The sequence below is a fragment of the Streptomyces sp. Ag82_O1-12 genome (genome assembly GCF_900182715.1).
GTDB classification, from domain to species: domain Bacteria; phylum Actinomycetota; class Actinomycetes; order Streptomycetales; family Streptomycetaceae; genus Streptomyces; species Streptomyces massasporeus.
The window spans coordinates 4499303-4524663 of record NZ_FXUW01000001.1 but is presented as its reverse complement, the minus strand read 5'-3'; the positions used below and the strand labels follow the sequence as shown (position 1 = coordinate 4524663).

Annotated in this window: 23 protein-coding genes and 1 pseudogene; 14 read left to right on the top strand and 10 right to left on the bottom strand. The window is 73.0% G+C overall.

Going from position 1 to position 25361, the window contains the following annotated elements:
* The first annotated feature begins 297 nt into the window (after positions 1 to 297).
* Positions 298 to 501, top strand: coding sequence for a cold-shock protein (locus QOL88_RS20765; protein ID WP_003991681.1), 204 nt, complete (start codon positions 298 to 300; stop codon positions 499 to 501).
* Positions 502 to 652: 151 nt separating this feature from the next.
* Complete coding sequence (locus QOL88_RS20760; RefSeq protein ID WP_097218191.1) at positions 653 to 2101, top strand: DEAD/DEAH box helicase; 1449 nt, start codon at positions 653 to 655, stop codon at positions 2099 to 2101.
* A gap of 16 nt (positions 2102 to 2117) precedes the next feature.
* Here QOL88_RS20760 and QOL88_RS20755 read toward each other — a convergent pair whose 3' ends face one another.
* The 3 genes from QOL88_RS20755 to QOL88_RS20745 are packed head-to-tail and all read right to left on the bottom strand — an operon-like array spanning position 2118 to position 6340.
* On the bottom strand, positions 2118 to 3719 hold the full coding sequence (locus QOL88_RS20755) for an SMP-30/gluconolactonase/LRE family protein (protein WP_257027840.1): 1602 nt from the start codon (positions 3717 to 3719) through the stop codon (positions 2118 to 2120).
* Positions 3716 to 5524 (bottom strand): flavin-containing monooxygenase, encoded by a 1809-nt coding sequence (locus tag QOL88_RS20750; protein ID WP_097218189.1) that lies wholly within the window; start codon positions 5522 to 5524, stop codon positions 3716 to 3718. The genes QOL88_RS20755 and QOL88_RS20750 overlap by 4 nt, the downstream gene beginning before the upstream one ends.
* Before the next feature lie 45 nt (positions 5525 to 5569).
* On the bottom strand, positions 5570 to 6340 hold the full coding sequence (locus QOL88_RS20745; protein ID WP_097218187.1) for an SDR family NAD(P)-dependent oxidoreductase: 771 nt from the start codon (positions 6338 to 6340) through the stop codon (positions 5570 to 5572).
* Between the two features lie 157 nt (positions 6341 to 6497).
* Here QOL88_RS20745 and QOL88_RS20740 point away from each other — a divergent pair, with 157 nt between their 5' ends.
* Complete coding sequence (locus tag QOL88_RS20740) at positions 6498 to 7124, top strand: TetR/AcrR family transcriptional regulator (RefSeq protein WP_097218185.1); 627 nt, start codon at positions 6498 to 6500, stop codon at positions 7122 to 7124.
* 141 nt (positions 7125 to 7265) lie between these two features.
* Here QOL88_RS20740 and QOL88_RS20735 read toward each other — a convergent pair whose 3' ends face one another.
* Entirely contained in the window at positions 7266 to 9320 is a 2055-nt protein-coding gene (locus tag QOL88_RS20735; RefSeq protein WP_097218183.1) for a glycoside hydrolase, read from the bottom strand.
* A 323-nt stretch (positions 9321 to 9643) separates the two neighbouring features.
* Between QOL88_RS20735 and QOL88_RS20730 the strand changes: the two genes are divergently transcribed.
* Complete coding sequence (locus QOL88_RS20730) at positions 9644 to 10630, top strand: LacI family DNA-binding transcriptional regulator (RefSeq protein ID WP_097218181.1); 987 nt, start codon at positions 9644 to 9646, stop codon at positions 10628 to 10630.
* Between the two features lie 377 nt (positions 10631 to 11007).
* On the opposite strand, the gene QOL88_RS20725 is transcribed toward QOL88_RS20730, so the two are convergent.
* Entirely contained in the window at positions 11008 to 11370 is a 363-nt protein-coding gene (locus QOL88_RS20725; protein WP_097218177.1) for a YybH family protein, read from the bottom strand.
* Positions 11371 to 11475: 105 nt separating this feature from the next.
* On the opposite strand from QOL88_RS20725, the gene QOL88_RS20720 reads away from it, so the two are divergent.
* The 3 genes from QOL88_RS20720 to pip are packed head-to-tail and all read left to right on the top strand — an operon-like array spanning position 11476 to position 14061.
* Complete coding sequence (locus QOL88_RS20720; protein ID WP_097218175.1) at positions 11476 to 12420, top strand: LysR family transcriptional regulator; 945 nt, start codon at positions 11476 to 11478, stop codon at positions 12418 to 12420.
* Between the two features lie 2 nt (positions 12421 to 12422).
* On the top strand, positions 12423 to 13055 hold the full coding sequence (locus QOL88_RS20715) for an ankyrin repeat domain-containing protein (protein ID WP_257028072.1): 633 nt from the start codon (positions 12423 to 12425) through the stop codon (positions 13053 to 13055).
* A 43-nt stretch (positions 13056 to 13098) separates the two neighbouring features.
* Complete coding sequence (gene pip / locus QOL88_RS20710) at positions 13099 to 14061, top strand: prolyl aminopeptidase (RefSeq protein WP_097218173.1); 963 nt, start codon at positions 13099 to 13101, stop codon at positions 14059 to 14061.
* Positions 14062 to 14146: 85 nt separating this feature from the next.
* On the opposite strand, the gene cutA is transcribed toward pip, so the two are convergent.
* Positions 14147 to 14383: a divalent-cation tolerance protein CutA gene (gene cutA / locus QOL88_RS20705; protein ID WP_373559296.1), complete on the bottom strand. Its 237-nt coding sequence runs from the start codon at positions 14381 to 14383 to the stop codon at positions 14147 to 14149.
* Between the two features lie 37 nt (positions 14384 to 14420).
* On the opposite strand from cutA, the gene QOL88_RS20700 reads away from it, so the two are divergent.
* From QOL88_RS20700 to QOL88_RS20690, 3 genes are all read left to right on the top strand, one after another.
* Positions 14421 to 15635, top strand: coding sequence for a helix-turn-helix domain-containing protein (locus QOL88_RS20700; protein WP_097223098.1), 1215 nt, complete (start codon positions 14421 to 14423; stop codon positions 15633 to 15635).
* A gap of 145 nt (positions 15636 to 15780) precedes the next feature.
* Positions 15781 to 16182, top strand: coding sequence for an ATP-binding protein (locus QOL88_RS20695; RefSeq protein ID WP_306456180.1), 402 nt, complete (start codon positions 15781 to 15783; stop codon positions 16180 to 16182).
* Positions 16183 to 16584: 402 nt separating this feature from the next.
* Positions 16585 to 18525, top strand: a complete 1941-nt coding sequence (locus tag QOL88_RS20690) for a glycoside hydrolase family 97 protein (protein WP_097218168.1) — start codon at positions 16585 to 16587, stop codon at positions 18523 to 18525.
* An 8-nt stretch (positions 18526 to 18533) separates the two neighbouring features.
* Here QOL88_RS20690 and QOL88_RS20685 read toward each other — a convergent pair whose 3' ends face one another.
* The 4 genes and pseudogenes from QOL88_RS20685 to QOL88_RS20670 all read right to left on the bottom strand — a co-directional run.
* Positions 18534 to 19841: a vWA domain-containing protein gene (locus tag QOL88_RS20685; RefSeq protein ID WP_097218166.1), complete on the bottom strand. Its 1308-nt coding sequence runs from the start codon at positions 19839 to 19841 to the stop codon at positions 18534 to 18536.
* The gene (locus tag QOL88_RS20680) at positions 19838 to 21085 is read right to left on the bottom strand and encodes an AAA family ATPase (RefSeq protein ID WP_097218164.1); all 1248 of its coding nucleotides are present in this window, start codon (positions 21083 to 21085) and stop codon (positions 19838 to 19840) included. Before QOL88_RS20680 ends, QOL88_RS20685 begins: the two co-directional genes overlap by 4 nt.
* Positions 21086 to 21223: 138 nt before the next feature.
* Entirely contained in the window at positions 21224 to 22561 is a 1338-nt protein-coding gene (locus QOL88_RS20675; protein WP_097218162.1) for a hypothetical protein, read from the bottom strand.
* Positions 22562 to 22670: 109 nt separating this feature from the next.
* Positions 22671 to 23030, bottom strand: a pseudogene (locus QOL88_RS20670) (NAD(P)/FAD-dependent oxidoreductase); the annotation flags it as partial.
* A gap of 210 nt (positions 23031 to 23240) precedes the next feature.
* Between QOL88_RS20670 and QOL88_RS20665 the strand changes: the two are divergent.
* Genes QOL88_RS20665 through QOL88_RS20650 form a run of 4 tightly spaced genes read left to right on the top strand, consistent with a single transcriptional unit; the run spans position 23241 to position 25228 of the window.
* Complete coding sequence (locus tag QOL88_RS20665; protein ID WP_097218160.1) at positions 23241 to 23618, top strand: Tat pathway signal sequence domain protein; 378 nt, start codon at positions 23241 to 23243, stop codon at positions 23616 to 23618.
* Positions 23615 to 24229, top strand: a complete 615-nt coding sequence (locus tag QOL88_RS20660) for a class F sortase (protein ID WP_097218158.1) — start codon at positions 23615 to 23617, stop codon at positions 24227 to 24229. The genes QOL88_RS20665 and QOL88_RS20660 overlap by 4 nt, the downstream gene beginning before the upstream one ends.
* Complete coding sequence (locus QOL88_RS20655; RefSeq protein WP_031113208.1) at positions 24226 to 24717, top strand: RNA polymerase sigma factor; 492 nt, start codon at positions 24226 to 24228, stop codon at positions 24715 to 24717. The genes QOL88_RS20660 and QOL88_RS20655 overlap by 4 nt, the downstream gene beginning before the upstream one ends.
* The gene (locus tag QOL88_RS20650) at positions 24701 to 25228 is read left to right on the top strand and encodes a hypothetical protein (RefSeq protein WP_097218156.1); all 528 of its coding nucleotides are present in this window, start codon (positions 24701 to 24703) and stop codon (positions 25226 to 25228) included. The genes QOL88_RS20655 and QOL88_RS20650 overlap by 17 nt, the downstream gene beginning before the upstream one ends.
* Positions 25229 to 25361: the final 133 nt, after the last annotated feature.

Here is a 25361-nt window from a genome sequence, read left to right as displayed (position 1 = left end):
GGGTGCCCGGCATGAGCGGCGAGCCGAAGGTGATCAGCGCCTGCCGACACCCGCCGTACGTACGGAGGGGCGGCTCCACCTCGGGTACAAGATTCCCGAGCCATCCGACGCCGCCTGTGCTACCTTGGATCGCGTTGCAGTTTTGGTTCCCAGAGACTTCGAGTGCTCTTTCGACCTTTTGTCGACGAGCACTCTTTTTTGTTTCCGAGGATTCTCGGATCTCCTTAGGGTGATCATTTCGGCGACTACGGGTCCGCAAGGTGCGGACCCTGAGTACTGCCCTCAAGGGAGATTCATATGGCTACCGGTACCGTGAAGTGGTTCAACTCGGAAAAGGGCTTCGGCTTCATCGAGCAGGAGGGTGGCGGCCCGGACGTCTTCGCCCACTACTCGAACATCGCCACCTCTGGCTTCCGTGAGCTCCAGGAAGGCCAGAAGGTCACCTTCGACGTCACGCAGGGCCAGAAGGGCCCGCAGGCCGAGAACATCGTTCCCGCCTGACGCGTACGCGTATGCCCTGACCGGGGCCCGCACCCTCGCGGTGCGGGCCTCGGCTCGTTTTGTTCCAATCCGGCTCACATCTTGCGAATCCCGCGGCTCTCCCCTGCCGTCGCGCATTCCTCGACGCGTGCCGCATCGAGGAAGGTTCCCCATGGACCGCACGGCTCGCAGGAGCAACGGCTCCCCCCACTCCCGCGGCAACGGGTTCCGCTCCCGTAAGTCGGGCGGCGCAGGCACCGCCTCCCGTCCGGCGGGCGCCGGGCGCGGCGGGCGTCGCCCCGCCCCCAGCCAGGAGTTCGCACCGCCCGCCACCCTCACCCCGGCGCTGCCGGCCGTCGAGGCGTTCGACGAGCTCGACCTGCCCGAGCGGCTGCTGGCCGCGCTGCGCGCCGAGGGCCTGACCGCGCCGTTCCCGATCCAGGCGGCGACCCTGCCGAACTCCCTGGCCGGCCGGGACGTGCTCGGCCGCGGGCGCACCGGCTCCGGCAAGACGCTCGCCTTCGGGCTCGCCCTGCTGGCCCGCGTCGACGGACGGCGGGCCGAGGCCCGGCAGCCCCTGGCCCTCGTCCTGGTGCCCACCCGTGAGCTGGCCCAGCAGGTCACCGACGCCCTCACCCCGTTCGCCCGCGCGCTGCGGCTGCGGCTCACCACGGTGGTCGGCGGCATGCCGATCGGCCGGCAGGCGAACGCGCTGCGTACCGGCGCCGAGGTCGTCGTCGCCACGCCCGGACGCCTCAAGGACCTCATAGACCGAGGCGACTGCCGCCTGGACCACGTCGACATCACCGTCCTCGACGAGGCCGACCAGATGACCGACATGGGCTTCATGCCGCAGGTCACCGCCCTGCTCGACCAGGTGCGCCCCGGCGGCCAGCGGATGCTCTTCTCCGCCACCCTGGACCGCAACGTCGACCGGCTGGTCCGCACCTACCTGCACGACCCGGTCGTCCACTCCGTCGACCCGTCCGCGGGCGCGGTCACCACGATGGAGCACCACCTGCTGCACGTGGAGGACGACGACAAGCACGCCACCACGACCCGGATCGCCGCCCGCGACGGACGCGTGATCATGTTCCTGGACACCAAGCACGCCGCCGACCGGCTGGCCAAGAAGCTGCTCGCCGTCGGCGTGCGCGCCATGGCGCTGCACGGCGGCAAGTCCCAGTCGCAGCGGACCAAGACCCTGGCCCGTTTCAAGGACGGCCAGGTCACGGTCCTGGTGGCCACCAACGTCGCCGCCCGCGGCATCCACGTCGACAACCTCGACCTCGTGGTCAACGTGGACCCGCCCGGCGACCACAAGGACTACCTGCACCGCGGCGGCCGTACCGCGCGGGCCGGCGAGTCCGGCACCGTCGTCACGCTGGTCCTGCCGCACCAGCGGCGTGAGATGACCCGGCTGATGGCCGACGCCGGGATCACCCCGCAGATCACCCGGGTCCGCTCGGGCGAGGACGAACTGAGCCGCATCACCGGGGCGCAGGAGCCGTCGGGCGTGCCCGTCGTCCTCACCCCGCCGCCCGCCGAGAAGCCTCCGGCGCGCACGGGTTCCGCCTCCAACGGACGGCGGAGCAGGCCGTCCCGGGGCCGCCGCCGCTGAACCGGCCCCCCGGGCCCTACGGGGTCGGGGCCAGCCGCAGCACCGTGCCCTCCCCGTTCGACGACAGGAGCAGGGAGCCGTCCGGGGCCGCGGCGAGGCCGGCGAAGCGAGGGGCCAGGCCGGGGACGCCGTGGGCGAAGAGGGCCGGGTCGGGTCGGCGTGCGACGCCCGGGGGCAGCCCGACGGCCAGATCCTCGGCCTCGATGCGGCGCTCGCCCGTGGTCAGGGACACCGCCCACAGCCTGCGGTGCTCGACGTCCACGGTGAACAGGTCGTCGCCGTGGACCGCGAGGCCCTGCGGGGCGCCGAGACCGTCCGCCAGGACCACCGGCCCCTCGTCGTCGACGCGGAGCACCGCGCCGAGCCGGTCGTCGCTGACGTAGCAGCGCCCGCCGGTGTCGAAGGCGACGTCCACAGGGTGGTCCAGGCCCTCGGCGAGCACGCTGACCGTGTCGGCCGCGTCCACGCCGATGACGCGGCCCGCTCCCGTCTCCGCGACCACGAGCAGGCCGTCGGACCGGACCGCGAGGCCCAGCGGCTGGTTCAGGCCGCTCGCCCTGACCCGGGTGGCCCGGGTGGCGGGGTCGTAGGTCTGGACGCCGCCGTACTGGGACGTGGTGTGCAGGAGGCCGCCGTCGGCGGTGATGCCGTGGAAGAACGGCTGGAGGATCTCGGTGGCCACGTCGCCCGAACCGCCGTCGTCGGCGGGGTGCTCGGGGCGGGCCACGCGGTAGTGGTCGGCCGCGTAGACCGTGCCGCCCAGGTCGATCGTCACGCCGTAGGGGCCGTCCAGGCCGCGCGGCACGACGGGGCGGGTGCGGCCGTCGGGGTGCAGCTCCGTGATGCCGCCGCTGGCGAAGCTGGAGACGAACATGCGGTTCTCCGCGTCGAACGCGGCGTTGTCCAGGCCCGTGACGCCGCTGGTGACGAGCGAGCGGGTGCCGCCGCCGTGCAGGTCGACGCGGGTGACGATGCCCTCGGGGCCGCGGGAGAGGACGTGCAGGACGCCGCCCCGGTCGAAGCGGACCGCTACGGGATCGTGCACGTCCTCGGCGACCATCTCCGGCACCCCGCCGTCGGGCGGGATGCGCCAGACCTGCCCGCTGATCATGTGCGGGTAGTAGAGGCAGCCGTCCGGGCCCCGTTGCATCGCGTTGCCGAAGGCCAGCCCGTCGGTGAGGACGACCGGGTCGCCGCCCTCCGGGAAGAGCTCCAGCAGCCGGCCGTTCGCCTTCATCTCGTTGACGAACAACCGGTCCCCGACACAGGTGATGCCGTTGGGCACCTTCACCTCGTCGGAGACCAGCGTGTACGCGCCGGCGGGGCTGCGGCGCCACACCCGGCCGGGGACCAGGTCGGCGATGTACATCGAGCCGTCCGCGCCGAAGGCCAGGTCGTCCGGCGACTGGACGGGGCCGTCCATCGGTACGACGGTCTCGACGTCCCCGGTGGCCGGGTCGACGGCGCTGATCCGCCCGGCGAGGAACTGGGCGACGTACAGCCGCCCGTCGGGGCCGAACGCCACACCGTTGGAACCCCACAGCGGATGGGGCGGGTTGAGACGGCGGGCCTCCCGGCGGGGGCGGGGCACGCCGTAGCCGCTCGCACGCTCCGTCACGATCCCAGCACCTCGCCCATGCCGCCCTGCGCACGCCAGCGCCTGATCAGTTCGTAGAAGGCGATGGGGCCGTCGCCGTAGGACTCGCTGCGGGGCCTCGGCATGCCCTCGGCGTTGTAGTAGCCGGGGGTGCACTCGGACTGGAAGGCGTACAGGTCGGCCGACTTCTCGCGGATCGTGGCCACCCAGGCGTCCTCGGCCGCGGCCGACGGTTCCACGATCCGGGTCCCGCGCCGGTGCGCCTCCGCGATCACCTCGGCGACATGGCCGGCCTGTTCGTCCAGCACGTGTACGTAGTTCACGGAGGCGGCGCTCTGCACCGAGCCCAACATGAACAGGTTGGGGAAGCCACGGCTGTAGAAGCCGTGCAGGGTCCTCGGGCCGGTCGCCCGCCAGGCGTCGAGCAGGGCGACGCCGTCCCTGCCGTACGCGGGGAGCCGCCCCGACAGCAGCCCGGAGACGCCGACCTCGAAACCGGTGCCGAAGACGACGCAGTCGACCTCGTACTCCACCCCGCCCACCACGACGGCGTGTTCGGTGATGCGCTCCACTCCCCCGTGGTCGGCCGTGTCCACGAGGGTGACGTTCGGCCGGTTGAAGGTCTGGAGGTACTGGTCGCTGAAGGTGGGCCGCTTGCACATGTAGCGGTACCAGGGCTTGAGCTTCTCCGCCGTCTCCGGGTCCTCGACGACCGCATCGACCCGGGCCCGCAGCTCGTTCATCTTCTGGAAGTCGGCTATCTCCTCCAGGCGTTCGCGCTCCTCGGGGGTGAGGCCGGAGAAGTGGTGGGTCGGGATGAGCTTCTGCTGGAGGCGGGCGCTGCTCGTCCAGCCGTCGGCCACCAGGTCCTCGTCGCTCCCGGCACCGGTGACGACCGCGAGGAAGTTGTCCCTGCGGCGCCGCGCCCAGCCGGGGGTGAGCGAACCGGCCCACTCGGGGTCCGTGGGCTGCTGGCCGCGCACGTCCACGGAGGAGGGCGTGCGCTGGAAGACGTACAGGTGCCGCGCGTCCCGGCCGAGATGGGGGACGACCTGGATGGCCGTGGCGCCGGTGCCGATCAGGGCCACGCGCCGGTCGGCGAGCTTCGTCAGACCGCCGTTCGCGTCGCCGCCGGTGTAGTCGTAGTCCCAGCGGCTGGTGTGGAACATGCGGCCCTTGAAGGTCTCGATGCCTTCGATGCCGGGGAGTTTGGGCTGGCTGAGCAGCCCGGTCGCCACGACGACGTGCCGCGCGGTCATCCGGTCGCCGCGGTCGGTCGTGACGCTCCAGGCGAACTCGCCCTTGTCCCAGCGCAGTTCGGTCACCTGGGTGCGGAAGCAGGCGTCGCGGTAGAGGCCGAAGTGCCGGGCGATCGCCCGGGCGTGCTCCCTGATCTCCTCGCCCGGCGCGTACTTCCACTTCGGGACGTAGCCGAGCTCTTCGAGCAGGGGCAGATAGACGTAGGACTCGATGTCGCAGTGGATGCCCGGGTAGCGGTTCCAGTACCAGGTGCCGCCGAAGTCGGCGCCCTTCTCGACGACCCGGATGTCGCGCAGGCCGGCCTCGCGCAGCCGGGCGGCGGCGAGCAGGCCGCCGAACCCGCCGCCGATGACCAGGACGTCGACGTGGTCGGTCAGGGGCTCGCGGGTGAGGCCGGGTTCGGCGTGCGGGTCGTCGTCGAAGTGGCCGAACTCGCCCGTGGTGCGGCGGTACTGGCGGTTGCCGTCGGGGCGGATGCGCCGGTCGCGCTCGGCCCGGTAGCGCTCGCGCAGGGCGTCCGGGTCGAAGTCCAGGTCGGGGGACAAGGGGGTGTGGGGGGTGGACATGCGGGTCCTCTTCCTCTCGTGCCGCGGGTGGGTGGGAGGCGGCGGTCAGACGGCCGCCCAGGCGTTGTCCACCGGCAGGACGACGCCGTTGATCCCGCTCGCCGCGTCGGACGCGAGGTAGACGATGGCGGCGGCCTGCTCCTCCGGCTCGCAGATGCGGCCCATGTTGACGAAGTGCCGGCCGATGACGGACGGTCCGTGGGCCCCGGGGTCGATGCGGACATCGGCGGTGATGCCGGTGGCGGTGCCGCCCGGGGCTATGGCGTTGGCGCGGATTCCCTGCTCGCGGTACATCACTGCGAGGGAGCGGGTCAGGCCGAGGACGCCGTGCTTGGAGGCCGTGTACGCGGTGCCCGCCGCGCTGCCGCGCAGCGACGCCTCGGACGCGGTGGTGACGATGGCGCCGCCGCCCGCCGCGATCATGTGCGGCAGCACGGCCCGGGTCAGCAGGAACGGCGCGGTGAGGTTGATCCGCAGCACCCGCTCCCACTCGGCGTCGGTGACGTCCGCCGCGGCGGACATGGTGTCCATGACGCCCGCGTTGTTGACCAGGACGTCGATGCCGCCGAAGGTGCCGACGGCGGCGGCCACGACCGCGTCGACCACGGCGGTCTCGCTCAGATCCCCGGTGACGGCGAGGGCCGTTCCCCCGGCGGACTCGACGGCCTCCACCACGCTCTTGGCCCCTTCCGCGTTCAGGTCGGCGACCACGACCCTCGCCCCCTCCCGGGCGAAGCGCAGGGCTGCCGCGCGGCCGATGCCGGAGGCGGCTCCCGTGACGATGACGCTCTTGCCTGACAGACCCGTGGCGCCCATGGCGCTCCTCCGCTCGTCGAACTGGCGTGGCGTCAGGCACAGTACTGCTTTCTGTCTCAGTGCGACATAAAGACGCGGCGTGCCATGAGGGCATCTGATGCCATCAAGACAGGACAGGACATAAAATAGAGTGAGCACGGCAAGTCGAGGAGGGCGCATGGCCGGACGAGCAGGTGGTGCCACGGGGCGGCCACCGCTGACGGAGCGGCGGCGCGCCGAGACGCGGAGGGAGATCGCCGAGGAGGCGGTCCGGCTCTTCGCCGCCAAGGGCGTGGCGGCGGTCACCGCGGAGGACATCGCGTCCGCGTCGGGGGTGTCGACGCGCACGCTGTGGCGCTACTTCCGCTCCAAGGAGGAGTGCGTACGCCCCCTGCTCACGACGGGCCTCGATCTGCTGACGGACCGGCTGCGGGACTCCTCCGGAGACCACCGCTCCCTCGCCGAGGCGATCCTGAACCTCCAGCAGGACGACGACGCCACCCCGCGCCTGCGGGCCCTGGGCGACCTGCTGCGGCTGTGCCGGGACGAGCCGGGGCTGCGGGCGGTGTGGCTGGACGCGCACTACGACGCGGAGGCGGCGTTCGCCGCGATGATCGCCGCCCGCACGGGACGGCCCGCCGGCGACCTCGCGGTCCGGGTCGAGGCGGGCGTCCTGAACACGGCGTTGCGCATCGGCGTGGAGGACTGGGCCCTGCGCTCAGACCGTGCGGCGGGGCCGTCGTTCGCGGAGACGGTGACGCGGGCCTTGCGGATGATCGGGAGGTCGGGGAACGCCTCGGGGTGATCCCACCGGGGGCACTCCCCCCCCCACAGGTCACGCGGGAGCCGGGTGACACACGATGCGTGACGCACGACGCCCCCGGCGCCACGACCGATGGGAGGCCGCGGCGCCGGGGGCGTCGAGGGCGGGACGCTGAACGAGGGGTCAGTCGCCCGCCACCTCCGTGACCTTCCACCGCTGGTTGGATCCGGAGTTCGGCTGCCAGACGCCCACGGAGGCGCCGTCGTTCGTGGACTGGCCGCCGACGTCCGGGAGTTGACCGGTCGCCGCGTTCACGAGCGTCCATGAACCGTCGCCGGTCGAGGACGCGATCCACTGCGCGGCGTCGTCGCGGCGACCCTTGTCGGGTTCGGCGACCAGGGCGCCGTCACGGATGGCCAGGCGCTTGTCCGCGCCGGTCTCGGTGAGGACGTAGCGCTTGCGGTTGCCCTCGCCGCGGATCTGCTCCACCCGCCACTGCTGCCCGCTGGGGTCGGTCGTGTTCGGGGTCTTGATGACCAGGCCCGTGCCGTTGCCGGCGAGGGTGAGGTCCTTGCCGCTCTGGACGCCGGTCAGGCGGTAGGTGTGGCCCTTGCGCAGCTCGGCCGCGTCCTTGGCGACCCCCGAGACGCCCTTGACCAGGAAGGACGTCACCGACTGGGCGGGCACGGCGAGCGTGGCCCGCTTGCCGGTGACGCGGACGGGCTTCTGCTTCTCCAGCTTGCCGTCGGCACTGGTCACCACCGGGGTGACCGTGGCGCGGGAGGAGACCCGGCCGAACTCGGAGAGGTCGAGGGTGACGTCACGCGCCTCGGTCGTGCTGTTGACGTGGACGACGGTCGCCGCGTCACCCTTGCGGGAGACCGCCGCGGTGCTGGACGTGTCGTTCGTCTTGATCAGCCGGTCGCCGGGCTTGATGTAATGCGTGAAGTTGCGGGCCGTGTCGAACTTCGTGTTGGTGTAGATCGGGCAGGACTTCAGGGTGTCCTTCGAGGTGCAGCTGAACGGGAGCTGGATCTCGCCCCAGTTGCCGCCCTTGGCGGACTCGCCGCCCGGCTTCATGTTGTCGTAGTCCTCGACGGGCTGCCAGAACACCCAGGCCTTGGGCTCCAGTTCGCGCAGGTCGTCGACCATGCGCTGGGCGAGGCCCAGGCCGGGCCGCATGTCCGTGAAGCTCTGGCCGTCGCCCCAGTCGCCCTCGACCTCGCTCATCCACAGCGGCTTGTCGGCGGCCTTGGCCAGGTCGCGGACGGTGGTGCGCTGGCCGGTGCCGTAGGTGTGGACGTTCATCTGGCCGACGAGGTCGCGCACCTGCTGCGGGTAGGAGTTCCAGTTCGTCGCGAACGTGCCGGGGTTGGTCTCGTCCATCGCGGATATCTCCGCGCCCGACCGGGACTTCTTCAGGACGGGAGCCAGCGCGCGGATCACCTTCTGCTGGAGCTCGGGGCCGATGTGGGCGCCCTCCTGGCGTCCGCCGGTCGGCTGGCCGTCCGGGCCGAGCTTGGTGCCCCAGTAGTCGGTGTTCGGCTCGTTGAACGGGTCGAGCGTGTCGACCTTGATGTGGTGGGCCTTCTCCAGGCGTTCGGTCGCACCGACCAGGTACTTGGCGAAGTCGTCGACCGACCCCGGCTTCAGCTGGTCCTTGCCCGCGTCGAAGTTGCCGGAGACGTAGCCGCTCTCGGTCATGAACCAGGGCGGGGAGTTGCTGAAGGTCTCCCAGTGGGTGATGTCCTTCTTGATGCGGTCGACCCACCAGCGCTGCGTGTGGTCCGCGTTCTTGTTCCAGTCGGCCGGGTCGTCCGCGTCCCACCAGTCGACGTCCTCGCGGGTGGTGCCCGCGGGGGCCTTCCACCAGCCCTCGACCGCGCCGCCGGCCCGCAGGTAGTCCTTGACGTCGGGGGCGTTGCCGCCGCCGATGTTGTAGCGGGCGATGTTCAGGTTGAGACCGTCGTCGCCGAAGAGGAGCTTGTAGAGCTTCTCGCGGACCGCGGGCGGGTAGTCGCCGGTGGCGTTGGCGAACCAGACCAGGCTCGTGCCCCAGCCCTCGAACGTGTCGCCCGAGTAGGACGGGTCGGGCCGGACGGTGACGCCGGCGGCCGCGGCCTGGGCCGGCTCGGCGTGCGCGGCGGGCAGGGTCGTCGTGGCCAGGAGGGTTCCGGTCGCCACGGCGGTGACGCCGATGGCCCCGAGGAGCCTTCTCTTGCGGGTGCGGTGTGCCATCTCGAGTACTCCAGCTCTTCTGCGTGCCGCGCGGTGACGAGGGCTCCCGGCGGACGCGGAGATCGGGGCCTACGTGGTGCGACTGGTGCGGATTCGGCGCCTTCTCATACGATTTCGACTAGGCAATGTTTACGTAAACATCCACTGGCGGGATGTCTACACTGTCCGAATCTCAGGGGTCAAGGACTCGTGCCGGACCGAAATTGCGCCGGGTGCGCGGCGAGGGGAACGAGGGGCAGGTGGGCACCGTGGGCGGCGAGAGCCAGCCGGGGGGCGCGAGCCGTACGAGAAGGCGTGCGGACCGGCCCCGTCAGGGCGCGTCCATGGCGGATGTCGCGCAGCTCGCCGGGGTCTCGTCCCAGACCGTCTCCCGCGTCTCGAACGGCTTCCCGGGCGTCACCGAGGACACCCGCGCGCAGGTCATGGCCGCCATGCGGGAACTGGGCTACCGCCCCAACAGCGCGGCCCGGGCGCTGCGCCGGGGCGAGTTCCGCACCCTCGGCGTGATCACCTTCTCCCTGTCCACCATGGGCAACATCCGCACCCTGGAGGCCATCGCCACCTCCGCCGCCGAGCACGGGTACGCCGTCACCCTGCTGCCCGTGGCCGTCCCCACCCAGGACGAGGTGAACGGCGCCTTCTCCCGGCTGGGCGAGCTCGCCGTGGACGCCGTCATCGTCATCATGGAGATCCACCTGCTCGACGCGGCGACGGTCTCCCTGCCGCCCGGCGTGCAGGTCGTGGTGGCCGATTCCGACGCCGGCGACCGCTACACCGTCGTGGACACCGACCAGGCGGGCGGCGCCCGGGACGCCGTACGGCACCTGCTGGACCTCGGTCACGGCACGGTGTGGCACCTGGCCGGACCGGAGGGCTCCTTCGCCGCCCAGCGCCGCGCCAACGCCTGGCGCGACACCCTGAGTGCCGCGGGCCGGGTGACGCCGCCCCTGGTCCGCGGCGACTGGTCGGCCGAATCCGGCTACCGGGCGGGCCTCCTCCTCGCCGACGAGCCGGACTGCACAGCCGTGTTCACGGCCAACGACCAGATGGCCCTCGGCCTGCTCCGCGCCCTACACGAACGCGGCCGCCGCGTCCCCGACGACGTCAGCGTCATCGGCTTCGACGACATCCCCGAGTCGGCGTCCTTCCTCCCGCCCCTGACCACGATCCACCAGGACTTCGCCCAGGTGGGGCGGCTGTGCGTGGAGGGGGTGCTCAGCAAGATGCGGGAGGACGGGGCGGAGCACGGGACGACGCTGGTGCCCACGCGGTTGGTGCGGCGGGCGAGTACGGCTCGGAGGGCGGAGTGAAGGGCTCGGCGTCGCGGGGAGACGTTCGTGACGGGGCGGGGAGACGAGCGCGACGCGGGGCCGGGAGACGAGCGTGACGAGGGGCCGGGAGACGAGCGTGACGAGGGGCCGGGGGACGGTCGCGACGACCAGGGCACATCCGCACGGGAGACCGTGCTCGGTTTCGTCCGCGCGCTCGGCGCCGCCGATGTCGCGCTCAGGCGGGTCTTCGACCCCTGGCGCCCGAGCCGGTGCGCCCGGAGCCTGTGCCTGCCGGCGTCGCCCGTCCCCCCGGCGGACGCCCTTGCCGTCGGCGGTCGGGGCTGCCCGACCTGCCGACGGAGGTGAGGCCGGGCTGGTTCACCGTGTCCCGGCCTCCGGGCCACCGCTGACGCCGGTCAGGAGGCCGGCTGGAACTCCGGCTGATCCAGTATCCGCAGCCAGCTCCCGTCCGCCTGCCTGCGCACCACCTGCGCCCGCGCCCCCGTGCCGTCCTTCGGCGGGGTGGAGGTGAGGGCGATGTCGCCGTGGATCAGGGTCGGCAGGGGCTGTTCCGGCTCGAAGTGGGGGCGGTCGGCCAGGACCTTCTCCCAGAGGGCGCGGATCGCTTCGCGGCCCACCGTGCGGCGGCCGGGCGGGTAGGCCAGGACCGCGTCCTCCTCGTAGAGCGCGGCGACCCCGGCCGCGTCACCGGCGTTGGAGCGCTCGACGAACAGACGGGTGATGTCCTCGGGGCGCATGGCCTTCTCGTACTCCGGCACGGGGTCCTCCTGACCTCGGAATGTCTCGGTGCGATGCCTCCAGCCTCGTCGGGCAGTGATCAGAAGTCCAACAGATGGATCAGATCGAAGCTAGAATTGGCAGTTATGGAACTGAGGCAGCTGGAGTACTTCATCGCGGTCGCCGAGGAGCGGAACTTCACGCGGGCCGCCGAGCGGGTGCACATCAGCCAGTCCGGAGTCAGCGCCCAGATCCGCCAGTTGGAGCGGGAGCTCGGGGCCGAGCTCTTCGACCGGTCGGCGCGCACCGCGACCCTCACCGCGGCCGGCAGGGCGGCGCTCGACCACGCCCGGGCGGCGCTCGCCGCGGCCGGGGCGGTCGGGCAGGCGGTGGGTGAGGTGACCGGGCTGATCCGGGGCCGGCTCGTGGTGGGCATGGTCATCGGCTGCACCGTCACGCCCCTGTTCAACGCCCTCTCCGCGTTCCACCGGGCCCATCCGGGGGTGGAGGTCTCCCTGCTGGAGGACAACTCCGACCGGCTCGTGGAGGCGGTGCGCCTGGGCACCGTCGATGTCGCCCTGGTCGGCACGGCCGCCGCCCCGGAGGGGCTGGAGGCGCTGACCATCATCAGCGAGCGGCTCGTCGTGGTGGTGCCGGAGGGGCACCCGCTGGCGGCGCGGCGGCGGATCGCGCTGCGGGACGTCGCCGCCCATCCGATCGTGTGCATGCCCCCGGGCACCGGTCTGCGGACCGTCTTCGACGGGGCCTGCGCCGCGCAGGACCTCCGGCCCGGGATCGCGCTGCAGGCCAGCGCCGCGGACGCCATCGCGGACCTCGCGGCCCGGGGGCTGGGCGTCGCCGTCCTCAGCGAGTCGATGGCCGCGGCACACCGGGGCCGGCTCGTCGTCCGCACCATCGACGACCTCGCCACACCGGCGCTGCTCGCGCTGATCTGGAGGGGCGGGCCGAGTCCTGCGGTGCGGGAGCTTCTGGCGCGCTGCGAGGAGGAGTTCGGCGTGCGCGGGGGCCGAGCCGTCACCGTGGGGCAGCCCGACGGGCCTGCGCCGCACTCCGTTAGCGTGACCGGGTGATCATGCTGCTGCAGTGGGACGGCCTCACCGACCGCGATCGCTTCAACCAGTGGTACCTGGACCAGCGGGACGAGTTCTCGGACCTGGCCCGGGACGCCGCCTGGAGCCGTCTCTTCGAGGTGCTGGGAGAACAGCCGGAGTGGGTCAACCTGCCCCGGCCCGGCAACCGCAGCGGCTTCTCCCCGCTGCATCAAGCGGCCTGGCACGGCGCGGACTTCGCCGTGGTGTCCCGGCTGATCGCACACGGCGCCTGGCGCACCCAGCGCACCCGCGACGGCCGCCGCCCCGTCGACATCGCGAGGGAGCAGGGGCACACCCACCTGCTGGACCTCCTCGAACCGGTCACGGTACGGCCCCTGCCCTCCCCGCCGGACGCCCTGCAGCACCACGTCCACGCCCTGATGCGGGAGTCGACCGGCCGGTGCTTCGAGGAGATCGAACACCTGCTGCCACCGCTCGCGCCCCTCACCGAGGGCCCCGCCGTGAAAGTCGTCTTCACGGTGGTCGGCATGATGGGCGGCTTCCGGTACCACCTGGAGCGGGACTACGTGCATGTGCACGCGAGTTCGCGGATGGACGCCGACGACGGGGTCCACTACAAGGTGACCCCGACGGGCTGGACCGCGATCAAATAGGCCCGCGCCCGCCCCCGACGCCGCTTCGGAGAGGACCTCTCGCATGGCCGAGCTCCATCCCGCCGGTATCGAGCCGTACGCGCACGGCCTGCTCGACGTCGGCGACGGCAACCGCGTGTACTGGGAGACCTGTGGCAATCCCGCGGGCAAACCCGCCCTCGTGCTGCACGGCGGTCCGGGGTCGGGGGCGGGGCCGTTCTGGCGCCGGCTGTTCGACCCGGCGGCGTACCGCGTCGTGCTCCTCGACCAGCGCGGGTGCGGGCGGAGTACGCCCGACGCCGCCGATCCGCGGACCTCGCTCGCCGCCAACACCACGCACCATCTCATCGCCGACGCCGAGCGGTTGCGGCGGCACCTCGGCATCGAGGAGTGGCTGGTCCTCGGCGGCTCCTGGGGCGTGACCCTCGCACTGGCCTACGCCGAGCAGCACCCCGGTTCCGTGTCCGAGCTGGTCCTGTTCAGCGTCACCACCACCACGCGGCGCGAGGTGGAGTGGGTCACCCGGGACATGGGGCGGATCTTCCCCGGGGAGTGGGCCCGGTTCCGGGATGCCGTACCGGAGCCCGAGCGCGACGGCAGCCTGGTGGACGCCTACGCCCGGATGCTCGCAGACCCCGATCCGGCCGTACGGGAGCGGGCCGCGCGGGAGTGGTGCCGCTGGGAGGACGTGCACGTCTCCACCCATCCCGGGCACCGGCCCGACCCCCGCTACGACGACCCGCTCTTCCGGATGCGCTTCGCCCGCCTCGTCACGCACTACTGGCGGCACGCCGCCTTCCTGGACGACGGGGCGCTGCTGCGCGACGCCGGGAGGCTGGCCGGCATCCCGGGCGTGATGATCCACGGCCGGATGGACATCAGCTCGCCCGTGGACATCGCGTGGCGGCTGGCCCAGGTGTGGCCGGACGCGGAGCTCGTGCTGATCGGCGACGAGGGGCACGGGTTGTCGGGGGTCTCCACGACGGGGGCGGTGGTAGCGGCTACGGACGGGTTCCGGGGGGTGTGAGGGGCGAAGGGGTGTAGAGGCCGGTTGCGCTCGGCGAGCCGGGGTGAGGCGAGGCGCGGGGCCTGAACGGGGGCGCGCGGCTGAGCTACTCGGCCGGCGTGGTGTTCGCGGCGAGCCACCGCAGGCAGGCCTCCGATCCGGCCACGATCGGCACGGCCGCGATCTCCGGGTTCTGCCAGGGGTGGAGCTTCAGGATGTGCGCCTCCAGCTCGGCGTACCGGCTCTGCTGGGTCTTCAGCAGCAGCTGCCACTCCTCGCCGGTGCCGAACTCGCCTTCGTGCCAGAAGACGGAGGTGACGGGAATCCGGCCCGTATCGAGCACACCGATTTCCCGTCCGGGGACGGCGTACGGTGGCAGCGTGGCAAACGATGACCTGGGACGGACCCTGCGCCGCTTGCGCCGTCTGGCCTCATTGACACAGGAAGAGCTGGCAGAACGGTCCGGCGTGTCCGTCGACGTGATCCGCCAGCTGGAGCAGGGACGCAAGCACTCGGCACGCCTCCCGACGCTGCACGCCCTGGCCAATGGTCTCGGTGTGGAGCTGACCACTCTCCTCGGTGACCCACCCGCGGTCTCCGGTACGGGGGAGAACGACGGTCCGCGCTTCGTAGCCGTACGCCGAGCCATCATGCCTGTGCTCTGGGGGCAGAAGACGGAGCCGCCGGGACCCGGCTTCTCGATGGAGCGGCTGCGGGACCAGATCGCCGACGGCTGGACGCAGTACCACGCGGCCGAGTTCGACACAGTGATGAAGGCACTGCCGGACCTCATCGCCGATGCGCGTACCGCCACGGCGTCGGAGAAGGAGGACAGTCGCAAGGCCAGTTTCGCCGTCCTGGGCAAGGCCCTCCAGCTCGCCGGCCACGTCGCCGTCCGGATGGGTAAGACGGACCTGGCGCTGACGAGCCTGGAGCGCGCCATAGAGGCCGCGGGCCGGTCCTCCGATCCATTGCTTGTGCCCATGGTCGTCAACTCCATGGCGTGGACCTACCAACGACAAGGCCGCCTGGAGGACGCGTTGAGCATCGCTCTCCGCGCCACCGCCGACATGGCGGACGCCAAGCAGACCGGCACGGCCGACGGACTCAAGGTATGGGGCGCACTGATCATGAGCGCCGCCACGTCAGCAGCCCGTAGCGGGGACTACGAGCGCGCTGCCGCGATGATGGAGAAGGCGGAGAAGGAAGCCGGACGCGTCTCGAAACTGCCGGAGGGGAGCGACAGCCGCATGGTCAGCGTCTTCAGCCCTTCGTCGGTCCGCATCGAACGCGTCCGTCTGGCCGTGCAGTACGGCCACCCGCACGACGCCCTGGCGCTGGCCAAGGGCATGCGGCTCAGCAAGGACACCCCGCCGTCCTGGCGGACTTGGCTGCTGCTGGATGTGGCTCGAGCCCATACGGACCTCGGCGACGCGTCCGGGGCGGTGAAAACTCTCGAGTCCCTTCGCCGGGTGGCACCGACGTGGATGCAACACCACACGCTGGCCGTGGCGATCGTGCGCGACCTGTGGGCGCTTCCCAACCATCCCCCGGGACTGCGAGCGTTGGCGGAGTTCCTGGGAGTCGCCGAATAGCGTGGAGAAAGTGGGACGTTGCGCCCCTGTCACCATTCTGAGCATGCCGCTTTCATGACGGGCAGTGCTCCGGCGACCACGCGAACGGTCCCGGGGCTTGGCCGATCCGAGAGAGCGGACCGACATGCCCCACCCTACGACCCGGGTGAGCCCCACCGGCTGCCCCGGGTACAGCCAGACCCTGACCCGCGAGCCCGGTAGCGTGGGCAAAGCCCGGTGCTTGGTGCGCGTCACGCTGGCCGCATGGCATCTGGACGACCTTGTGGACGACGGCATGCTCATCGTCTCCGAGCTGGCATCCAACGCTGTCCGGCACGCGCGAAGTCCTTCCATCAGGGTGACGATCACCCGACCCGAGTCGGTGCTGGTACGCATCGGCGTCGTGGACAAGTCCAGGTGTTTACCGAGGTTTCGGGAACCGCATGAGGAAGCCGAGACCGGACGCGGCCTCACGCTCGTGCAAACACTTGCGACGGACTGGGGCGTCGACCAACTGCCTTGGGGCAAGCGGGTGTGGGCAGAGCTGTGCGCGAAAGAACGCCGATGACCAGGGAGCGCACGCCGTGGGTGGGTGACCTGGCCCGCGATGAGGTTGCTCAACGGCACGGCGTCATCACGGACGTGCGAGGTGGCACGATCTGGGTGCTACGGCCGGAACGCGGGCCGGGGCAGTGGACTTCCCGACACCCGGAGCGGCTGAAAGTCGTGACGCCGTGTGAGGAGATGCAAGGACGGCTATGAGGTTGTTCCGCAAGTGAACGCCGGCCACGCGCACCGACCCGCGCAGGCCACCGCGCACCGCCCCGCCCACGAACCCCGGACGTCCGCACCCACGGCAGACGTCCGGGGTTCCCGGGTCTTGACCCCCCTGGCGGCAGCCCGTACAACTTGCACTCGATAGAAAGCGGTTACTGCTGCCGTGGTCCGGCGCCGAGAGGGGTCCCGCACGATGAGTACTGCAGCAGAGCAGTGGCCGACGTCCCGCCGGGTCGTGCTCAAGGGCGCGGCCGCTGGTGCCGGGCTGGCCGCCACCGGGATGGCCGGCGCGTCCTCGGCGCACGCGGCCGGCGGCGGCAGGCCGGAGAGCGTCACCGCCCGCCTCGGCGGCACCTCCATCACCCTGTCCCTCGCGGGCGGCACCCTCCGCTGGTCCGCCCGTCGCGGCGGCAGGACGGTGATCGGCGCCTCGGCCCTCGGACTCCGGCTCGGCGACGGCACGGTCCTCGGCAACGATGTCAGGCTGACCGGTCACCGGCATCGCGCCCACCGCGGCACCTGGACGCCGGTCTACGGCCGCAACGCGACGGTCACCGACCACTACCAGGAGCAGCGCTGGAATCTGAGGGACCGGGTCACCGGCCTCCGCTTCGGCGTGGAGGTCCGCGCCTACAGGACCGGCGTCGCCCTGCGCTACGTCCTGCTCGACCGGGGCACCGCCACCATCGCCGACGAGCTCACGACGTTCGTCTTCCCCGACGGCACCACCGTCTACAGCGCCCGCGACGAGAACGCCTACGAGCCGGTGGCGCCCGGTGCCGTGCCGGCCAGCGGCGCCGCGGGCACCGACCACGGCCCCCTCACCGACCTGCCCTTGACCGCCACTCTGCCGGACGGCCTCATCGCCTGCGTCTGCGAGTCGTCACGGGTGAACTACCCTCGCCTGATGCTCGGTTCGGTCCGGGGTGAGACGAACGCCCTCTCCGCCTTCCTCATGGAGCACACCGCCCGCGGCACCGGCCCGGTGGAGACGGCCACGACCGTCACCACGCCCTTCGCCACCCCGTGGCGCGCGGTGGTCATCGGCGCCACGCACGCCGAACTGGCCGACAACGCCGAGCTGGTCCTCAACCTCGCCCCGCCCAGCGCCCTGGCCGACACCTCCTGGATCAAGCCCGGCAAGGTCTTCCGCTGCGAACTCACCACCGCCGCCGGCCTCCAGGGCGTCGACTTCGCCGTGGCCCGGGGCCTGCAGTACATCGAGTACGACGCCGGCTGGTACGGCCCGGAGTTCAGCACACCGGACGCGACGAAGCCGATCGCCGCGATCGACCTCCCCTCGGTCATCTCCTACGCCACGAGCCAGGGCATCGGGGTCTTCCTCTACGTCAACCGGCTCGCGCTGACCGACGCGAACTCCCTGTTCGGCCTGTACAAGAGCTGGGGTGTGCAGGGCATCAAGCTCGGCTTCATCAACGACGGCACACGGACGATGACCGACCAGATCATCGACTGGGCGCGGACGGCGGCCGAGTACGAGCTGCTAATCGACATGCACGACGATGTCCGGCCGTTCGGCTACGAGCGGACGTACCCGAACTGGATCAGCCTGGAGGGCGTGCGCGGCAACGAGCAGTTCCCGACGGCCACGCACAACGTGACCCTGCCCTTCGCCCGCAACATCGGCGGCCCGATGGACTACACGATCTGCTACGGCCAGTCCCGCGACAAGACGACCGACGCCCACCAGATGGCGATGGCCGCCGTGTACTACCAGCCCCTCAACTTCCTCTTCTGGTACGACAAGCCGTCCAAGTACACCAACCCGGCCAACTGGCCCGGCCTGCCCTGGTTCCACGCCGTCCCGGTCACCTGGGACGAGAGCCGCACCCTGGCCGGCTCGATCGGCGAGTACGTCGCGGTCGCCCGGCGGGACGGCGCCATCTGGTACCTGGGCGCGATGACGAACGAGTCGCCCAGGACCCTGTCGCTGCCGCTGTCCTTCCTCGGCGGCGGCTCGTACACGGCGACCATCTACGCCGACGGCACCCCGGGCGCGAACCCGTACCAGACCCCGGTCGTGGTCGGCACCCGGACCGTCACCCGCGACGACACCTTCGACGTGGCGATGGCCCCGGCGGGCGGGCAGGCGGTCGTGCTGAGGCCGAGCTGACGGCCCGTTCAGCCGATGTCCACCACCCTCGCCCACTCCGGGGGTGAGTCCGGGACGTACTCCGGGTTGGACTCGTCGAAGGCGTGGTTCTCGTAGTGGCGGGGGAACAGGCCCACCACCGTGCGGCAGGGGGGTCTCGTGCCCGGCCAGGGGGTCTGGCCGTCGGTGAGGGCGACGATGACGTCGGGGGCCGGGCGGGTGCGCAGGGCGCGGGTGAAGCCGGCGCGCAGGTCCGTGCCGCCGCCGCCCGTGAGCGCGATGCCCTCGGCGCGGCACAGGCGGCGGGCGACCCCGGCCGAGGCATCGCAGGGGACGACGGTGACCAGGTCGCGGCGGCCGCCCACGGCCCGGGCGATCGCGGCGACCTCCAGGAGCGCACTGCCCAGTTCGGCGTCGCTGACCGAGCCGGAGGTGTCGATGACGACGGACACGCGGGGCGGGCGGCGGCGCAGGCTCGGCAGGACCGTGCCGGGCAGCGCGGTGGCGCGCCGGGCCGGCCGGCCATAGGTGTAGTCCTCGCCCGCGCCGGGGGCGGACGCCGCCGAGCGGACCGCCGCGCCCAGCAGCTGCCGCCACGGCTGGGGCGGGTGGAAGGCCTCCTCGGCCCAGCGCCGCCAGCCCTGCGGGGCGTGCCCGGGGCGGCCCGTGATGCCCTGCGCGACCCGGAAGCGGACCGCGTCCCGCTCCCGCTCGTTCAGGCCGTGCGCGCCGTCCGGGCCCAGTTCCCACTCCCGGTCCAGGCCGTCGGCGCCGCTGCCGCAGTCCAGCCAGGCCAGGTCCTGTGCACGCGGGCCCAGGCTGAACTGCCGCAGGTACTCCTCCATCAACTCGCCCTCGCGCAGACCGAGATCGCCCGGTTCCACGACTCCCGCCGGGCGGGCCAGGCCATCGCCGTAGACGTCGTCGTTGATCTCGAAGTCGGCGGCGATGTTCATCCGCAGGCGCTCCGCCGGGCCGTGCAGGCCCCGCTCCTTCGCGACCCGGTCGCTGCGTCCGTGGTGGTCGCGCAGCAGGTGCGACACCTCGTGCACCCACACGCCCGCCAGTTCCTCGACGGGCGTGCGGTCCACGAACCCCGGCGAGACGTAGCAGCGCCAGTACCGGTCGACGCCCATCGTCGGCACGCGCCGCGACTCGACGACGTGCAGGGCGAAGAGGGCCGTCGCGAGGTAGGGGCGGACGCGGGCGGCGTGCAGCCGGGCGGTGAAGAGCTTGTCCCGGTCGAGGGGTCTGGGGGCGGTCCCGGGGGCGGCGGTGGTCTCCGGGGTGGCGGTGGCCTCCGGAGCGGCGCTGGTCTCGCGGGCGTCCGTCGTCATCGGCCCGCCTTCGCCGCGGTCGCCGCGGCGACCGCCGCCGTGGTCCGGTCCGCGCGCCGGGACAGCGACACCACTCCTGCCAGGCGCTCGATCGACGCGGGGACGTCCCAGTCGTCGCGGCGCAGGGCGGCGAGGGTGGTCGCGGGGACGACCACCACGTCCGGGGGGCCGGTCTCCAGGGCGTTGACCAGGAGCGCCCAGGCCGCGTCCCAGCGGGCCCGCTCGGGACGGTCGCGGACCGCGACCACGACCCCGTCCAGCGCTGCCTGCCGCAGGTCCCCCCGCTCGGGCAGCACCGCACCGGCCGGGTCGGCCAGCAGTGTCTCGGGGTCCGGGAGGTCCATCCGGTCCAGGCTCGCCAGCAGTTCGAGACCGGGCCCGTCCCCGACCGTGCCCCGCACCAGTAGGGAGAGGACGTCACGGGAAGAGCCGGCCGCGGTCGCGAAGGCGATCAGGTGCAGCGTCATCTCCCAGCTGCGCGGGGACGGCCAGGGCCCGCCCCGGCGCACCTCGCCGCTGGGCAGCCGGTGCGCGAGAGCGGGACGGGCGCCGAGCAGCCCGCACACGGCACGGCGGGCGAAGTCCACGGCCTCCGCCAGTTTCCGCGGGTCGAGCCGTGGCAGGGTCGCCCGGGGCCAGACCCCGCCGAGGCCGCGCACGACGACGTCGGTGTCGTGCGTCCACTGCAGGTGGACGAAGCGGTTGGCGAGGGGCGGGCTCAGCTCCCAGCCGTCGGCGGCCGAGGAGCGCGGGTTGGCGGCGGCCACGATCCGCACACCCGGCGGCAGCCGCAGCGCCCCGATCCGCCGCTCCAGCACGAGCCGGAGCAGGGCGGCCTGCACGGCGGGCGGCGCGGTGGACAGTTCGTCGAGGAACAGCAGTCCCCGCCCGGCGCGCACCAGGCGTACGGCCCAGTCCGGCGGGGCCATCGGAACGCCCTGCTCGGCGGGGTCGTCGCCGACGACGGGCAGCCCGGAGAAGTCGGACGGCTCGTGCACGCTCGCGATCACCGTGGTCAGCGGCAGGTCCAGGGCGGTGGCGAGCTGGGTCAGGGCGGCGGTCTTGCCGATGCCGGGCTCGCCCCACAGCAGCACGGGCAGGTCGGCGGCCACGGCCAGGGTGAGGGCCTCCAGTTGGATGTCGGGGCGCGGTTCGGTGGTGGTGTCCCGCAGCAGGGCCAGCAGGTCGCCGGCCACGTCGAGCTGGGTGGCGGTGTCGGGCAGGGGCGAGGTGTGTGTGCGCATGGGTGATCACCTGTGTGCCGGTGGTGAGCCGTCTCGGTGTGACGAAGAAGAGGGCAGAGGGCCGTGGTGCGACGAAGAGGAGGGGGGCAGAGGGCCGTGGTGTGACGAAGGAGGGGGCAGAAGGCCTGCCGGGTCGGGTCACATGTGGCGTGGGTGTGGGCCGTCGCCGCGGGAGCGGCGGCGGTCCCAGGGGCGCAGGCTGCCGGGCGCGGGGCCTTCCAGGCCCGCCCGGTACAGCCCGTGGGCGATGCGACGCCGTGCCGCCGTCTCCAGCGCGTCCCGCAGCGGGCCGTCACGCAGCACCGCCTCGGGCCCCAGCAGGGTCTCCACGGCGGCGAGCGCACCGGCGACGTCGCCGTGCCGGAGGCGTTCGCGGACGCCGGGGAGGCAGTCGGGCCGGCGGTGTGCCTCGTCGACGGCCCGCAGGCAGGGCAGCGGCGGTCCGCCGAAGGCGGCGAGCAGTTCCTCCCGGCGGACCTCGGCCGGATCGTGGTCGAGGGCGGCCAGGACGCCGTCGACCAGGCCGATCCGGTGCCGGGCGCCCCGGCACTCCACGACGCGTGGGTCGTCCGCCCGTTCCGGGGCCCCGGCGGTGCCGGGACGCTCGGCCCCCAACGCGGAGGCGACCAGCGGATGCAGGCGTCCGGCGTCGATCGCCCCGGCCCGGAGCAGCTCCAGGTCGGGCAGTACCCAGGTCGCCGCGTCGGGCAGCACGGGGAGGGAGGGGCCGCGGGAGGGCGCGTACGACAGGGCGGCGCCACGGCCGTCGCCGGGCACGTCCAGGACCATCCGGTGCCGGGCCCCGAGCCGTACGCAGACCCGGCCGCGCGGCCGCCCCTCGGCCCGCAGCAGGAGCTCCGCCTCGGCCGCCCACCGGTCCACGGCACACCGGTGCCCGGGCGGCAGCAGCCCGCCGTGATCCGGGTCCGGGCCGCCGTCACCGGAGCGCGCCCGCAGCTCACCGGCCCGGCGCGCGTCCCACAGGTGGGGGTGCAGGTCGAACCGGAAGCGTCGGCTGGGGCGGGGGTGCGGATGGCCCCGGCAGGTCTCCCGCGTGCGGGACGCGTCCCACAGGGCGAGGCTGATCCGCTGCCCGGCGTCCGCCCAGGCCGGCGGCGTCCGCACCACGAGGTGCGGCGCTGCGGTGCCCGGGGCGCCGTACCGGGCGAGGGTGATGGTTAGGCCCGGCCGCAGCAGCCCGTCGGGAGCGATCCTCGGCATGTGCCAGCGCAGCAGGTCGGGGGCGAGGTGGCGGAGGTCGGACCGCAGCCGGGCGGCGAAGTCCCGGCCGTATCGCCGTGCCACCAGGCGGGGTTGGAGGTCGACGTCGATGTGCGCGGCGGCGCAGGCACCCGCCCAGTCACCGGCACGGCGGCGCGCGGTCGCGGTCTCGATCATGGAGGGCGGCACGGCGAACTCGCGCACGCGCGGCCAGAAGGAAAGCGGGGAGTCCCCGTTCGCGAGGTCGGTGGGCATCAGCACTCACCTTGCGCGGACGGGTCCCCCAATCTGTTCAGGGAGTGAGTCGTCATCGCGTCGGATGCTAACGGCCCCGACTCCCGTGCGCAGCCGAATATTTCGCGCCTCACACGATGTGCGACTCGGGCCGGGTCCCGGCGCCGGTGCGGAAGCGGTCGGCGGCGAGCGGGCCGACGTCGACCGGGGGCGTGCGGTCCAGGCAGAGGTCGCGGACGATCTCGCCGACCGCCGGGGCCTGGAGGAAGCCGTGCCCCGAGAAGCCGGTGGCGTAGAGGAAGTTGACGACCTCGGTGGAGCGGCCGATGAGCGCGTTGTGGTCGGGGGTGACTTCGTAGAGCCCGGCCCAGCCGCCCGCCGTGGCCATGCCGGCGAGGGCGGGGGCGCGCTGGCGTACGACGTCACGGAACAGCTCCAGCCACTCGGGAGGCCAGGTGGTGTCGAAGCCGTCGGGCTGGGCGGGGTCGGCGAAGACCGGACGTCGGAGCAGCGGTGTGGTCGCGGGACGTGGAGGCCGACGTGCTGCCGGCCTGCAGGGAGCTGGGGATCGGCTTCGCCGGCCCGGCTCCGGTGACTTTGCCATCTCTTTACAACCCGCCCCGGTGCCGCCTCGTCTCTCCGCACGAACTGTCACCCCGCCCGCCGACCGTCGGGCGGACCGACGAAGGAGTGCGATTCCATGCGCCGAACTGTCCTGAGCGTCCTGGCCCTGGCGGGCACCGCCGTCCTGATGGGCACCGGACCCGCGTTCGCGGACGGGCCGGCGACCCCGAGCCCGGTCCCCTCGGACGCCGCGCCCTCCACCCGGCCTGCGGAGAGCGCGGAGCCGACCCGGACCCCCGAGCCGGCCGGCAAGACGCCCACCGCGGAGCCGACCCGGGCACCGGCCGACGGCCAGGTCTCCGTGCGGCCGAGCGGCGCGCCCGACACCGGTGTGACGGAGGCCGACGCCTCCGGGACCGGCGGTACGGCGATCGGCGCGGGCGCCGCCGCGGTGCTGGCCCTGGGCGGCGGCACGGTCTTCGTCGTGCGCCGCCGCCGGGCGACCGGGGCATGAGCCCGTTCTCCAGGCGCGCGTTCACGGCCGGGGCGCTGGCGTCCCTGCTGACGGCGTGCACCAGCCACGGGAGCGGCGCGCCCCGGCCGACGGCCACCGCTCGGCCGGTTCCGGCCAAGAGGGCCCGCCCCCTGGGCCGTTCGGTCCCGGTCCGGCTGCTGATCCCGGCCATCGGCGTCGACACCCCGGTCATCCGGCTGGGCCTGGCGGCCGACGGCACGGTGCAGGTGCCGCCGGTCACGGCCCACGACCGGGCGGGCTGGTACCGGCACTCGCCGACGCCCGGTGCGAGGGGCCCGTCGGTGATCCTCGGCCATGTCACGGTCGGCCCGTACGGCGACGGCGTCTTCCGCCGGCTCGCCGGGCTGCACCGGGGCGACCGGATCGTGGCGCGCCTGGAGAACGGCACCGCGGCGGAGTTCGCCGTCACGGCGGTGCGGACCGTCCCGAAAACCGACTTCCCGGCCGACGACGTCTACGGGAACGTGGACCGCCCGGAGCTGCGGCTGATCACGTGCGGCGGAGCACGGACCGGCGACGGCTACGCGGACAACGTGATCGTGTTCGCGGCCCTGAGCGGTACGAAGTCCCCCACCTCTGGAGAGCGTTGAAACGGTCCCGTGAGAAGGCGGCGTCCGAGCTGTTCGCCGCCCTCTACCCGCGCCTCGCCGGCTGGTGCCGCCGGCTCGTCGACGACGACGGGACGGCCCACGAGATCGCCTCGGAGGCGTTCACCCGGCTCTGGGCCCGCTGGACGTCCGTGGAGGAACCGCGCGGGTTCCTCTACGTCACCGCGGCCAATCTGGTCCGGGACCACTGGCGCAAGCTGGAGCGCGAGCGCCGGGCCATGCACCGCGTCACCTCGGAGGCCGCCGTACGCCCCCACCCCGAACAGGCCGACCCGTCGGTGCGGCTGCTCGTGCAGTCGCTGCCGGAGCGACTGCGCGTCCCGATCCTCCTCCACTACTACGCTGACATGCCGATCCGGGAGGTGTCCGCGCTGACCGGGCGCAAGGAAGGAACCGTCAAGGCCGACCTGCACGCGGCCCGGGAACTGCTCCGCGTCCACCTGAGGAGAAGCCTTGACCACACGCCTTGACGACGACGGCCCGCAGTCCGGCCCCGACGACCCGCTCGCCGTGATCCTGCGCCCCTCCTCGCCCGACTACCTGGGCGCACCCCCCGGCCAGTACGAGACGATCCGCCGCCGGGCGACCCGCCGCCGCCTGCTGCGCACCGCGGCCGGGGCGGGCCTGTGCTGCGCGGCGGCCGTCCTCATCGCCGTCCCCCTGCGTCACACGGCGCCCGAGCGCCCCACGACTCCGACGATCCCGATGGCCCCGCCCGCCTCCGGGACGGCGCCGCCCACGCCCTCCGCGTCCCCCACCCCCGAGCCGTCCCCGTCCGAGTCCCGCCCGTCGGTCCCGGGCACGCCCGGGCCGGGCACCGACACCCCCCGCACGTCCGGCCCGGGCACCCCCGTCACCGACGAGGCGACCGGCCCGGCGGCCGTGTCCCGCGCTCCGTCGGCCACACCCACGTCGGTGCAGCCCGTCCCCTCCAAGGCCCGCCCGAGCACGGACCGGAGGGCGACGGACGGCAGCCACTGACCCGGCGCTGGAGGGGGGGCGGAGGGCAGCCGCTGGCCGACGCCGGAAGGGGTGGCGGACGGCAGCCACCGACCCGGCTCCGGAAGGCGCGGCGGACAACAACCACCGACCCGACTCCGGAAGGCGCGGCGGA

Excerpts from the sequence above, each read along its gene's own strand:
- QOL88_RS20765 (WP_003991681.1), top strand. The coding sequence starts at position 298 with ATGGCTACCGGTACCGTGAAGTGGTTCAACTCGGAAAAGGGCTTCGGC.
- QOL88_RS20760 (WP_097218191.1), top strand. The coding sequence starts at position 653 with ATGGACCGCACGGCTCGCAGGAGCAACGGCTCCCCCCACTCCCGCGGC.
- QOL88_RS20750 (WP_097218189.1), bottom strand. The coding sequence starts at position 5,524 with ATGTCCACCCCCCACACCCCCTTGTCCCCCGACCTGGACTTCGACCCG.
- QOL88_RS20745 (WP_097218187.1), bottom strand. The coding sequence starts at position 6,340 with ATGGGCGCCACGGGTCTGTCAGGCAAGAGCGTCATCGTCACGGGAGCC.
- QOL88_RS20740 (WP_097218185.1), top strand. The coding sequence starts at position 6,498 with ATGGCCGGACGAGCAGGTGGTGCCACGGGGCGGCCACCGCTGACGGAG.
- QOL88_RS20735 (WP_097218183.1), bottom strand. The coding sequence starts at position 9,320 with ATGGCACACCGCACCCGCAAGAGAAGGCTCCTCGGGGCCATCGGCGTC.
- QOL88_RS20730 (WP_097218181.1), top strand. The coding sequence starts at position 9,644 with ATGGCGGATGTCGCGCAGCTCGCCGGGGTCTCGTCCCAGACCGTCTCC.
- QOL88_RS20720 (WP_097218175.1), top strand. The coding sequence starts at position 11,476 with ATGGAACTGAGGCAGCTGGAGTACTTCATCGCGGTCGCCGAGGAGCGG.
- QOL88_RS20715 (WP_257028072.1), top strand. The coding sequence starts at position 12,423 with ATGCTGCTGCAGTGGGACGGCCTCACCGACCGCGATCGCTTCAACCAG.
- pip (WP_097218173.1), top strand. The coding sequence starts at position 13,099 with ATGGCCGAGCTCCATCCCGCCGGTATCGAGCCGTACGCGCACGGCCTG.
- QOL88_RS20690 (WP_097218168.1), top strand. The coding sequence starts at position 16,585 with ATGAGTACTGCAGCAGAGCAGTGGCCGACGTCCCGCCGGGTCGTGCTC.
- QOL88_RS20685 (WP_097218166.1), bottom strand. The coding sequence starts at position 19,841 with ATGACGACGGACGCCCGCGAGACCAGCGCCGCTCCGGAGGCCACCGCC.
- QOL88_RS20680 (WP_097218164.1), bottom strand. The coding sequence starts at position 21,085 with ATGCGCACACACACCTCGCCCCTGCCCGACACCGCCACCCAGCTCGAC.
- QOL88_RS20675 (WP_097218162.1), bottom strand. The coding sequence starts at position 22,561 with ATGCCCACCGACCTCGCGAACGGGGACTCCCCGCTTTCCTTCTGGCCG.
- QOL88_RS20665 (WP_097218160.1), top strand. The coding sequence starts at position 23,241 with ATGCGCCGAACTGTCCTGAGCGTCCTGGCCCTGGCGGGCACCGCCGTC.
- QOL88_RS20660 (WP_097218158.1), top strand. The coding sequence starts at position 23,615 with ATGAGCCCGTTCTCCAGGCGCGCGTTCACGGCCGGGGCGCTGGCGTCC.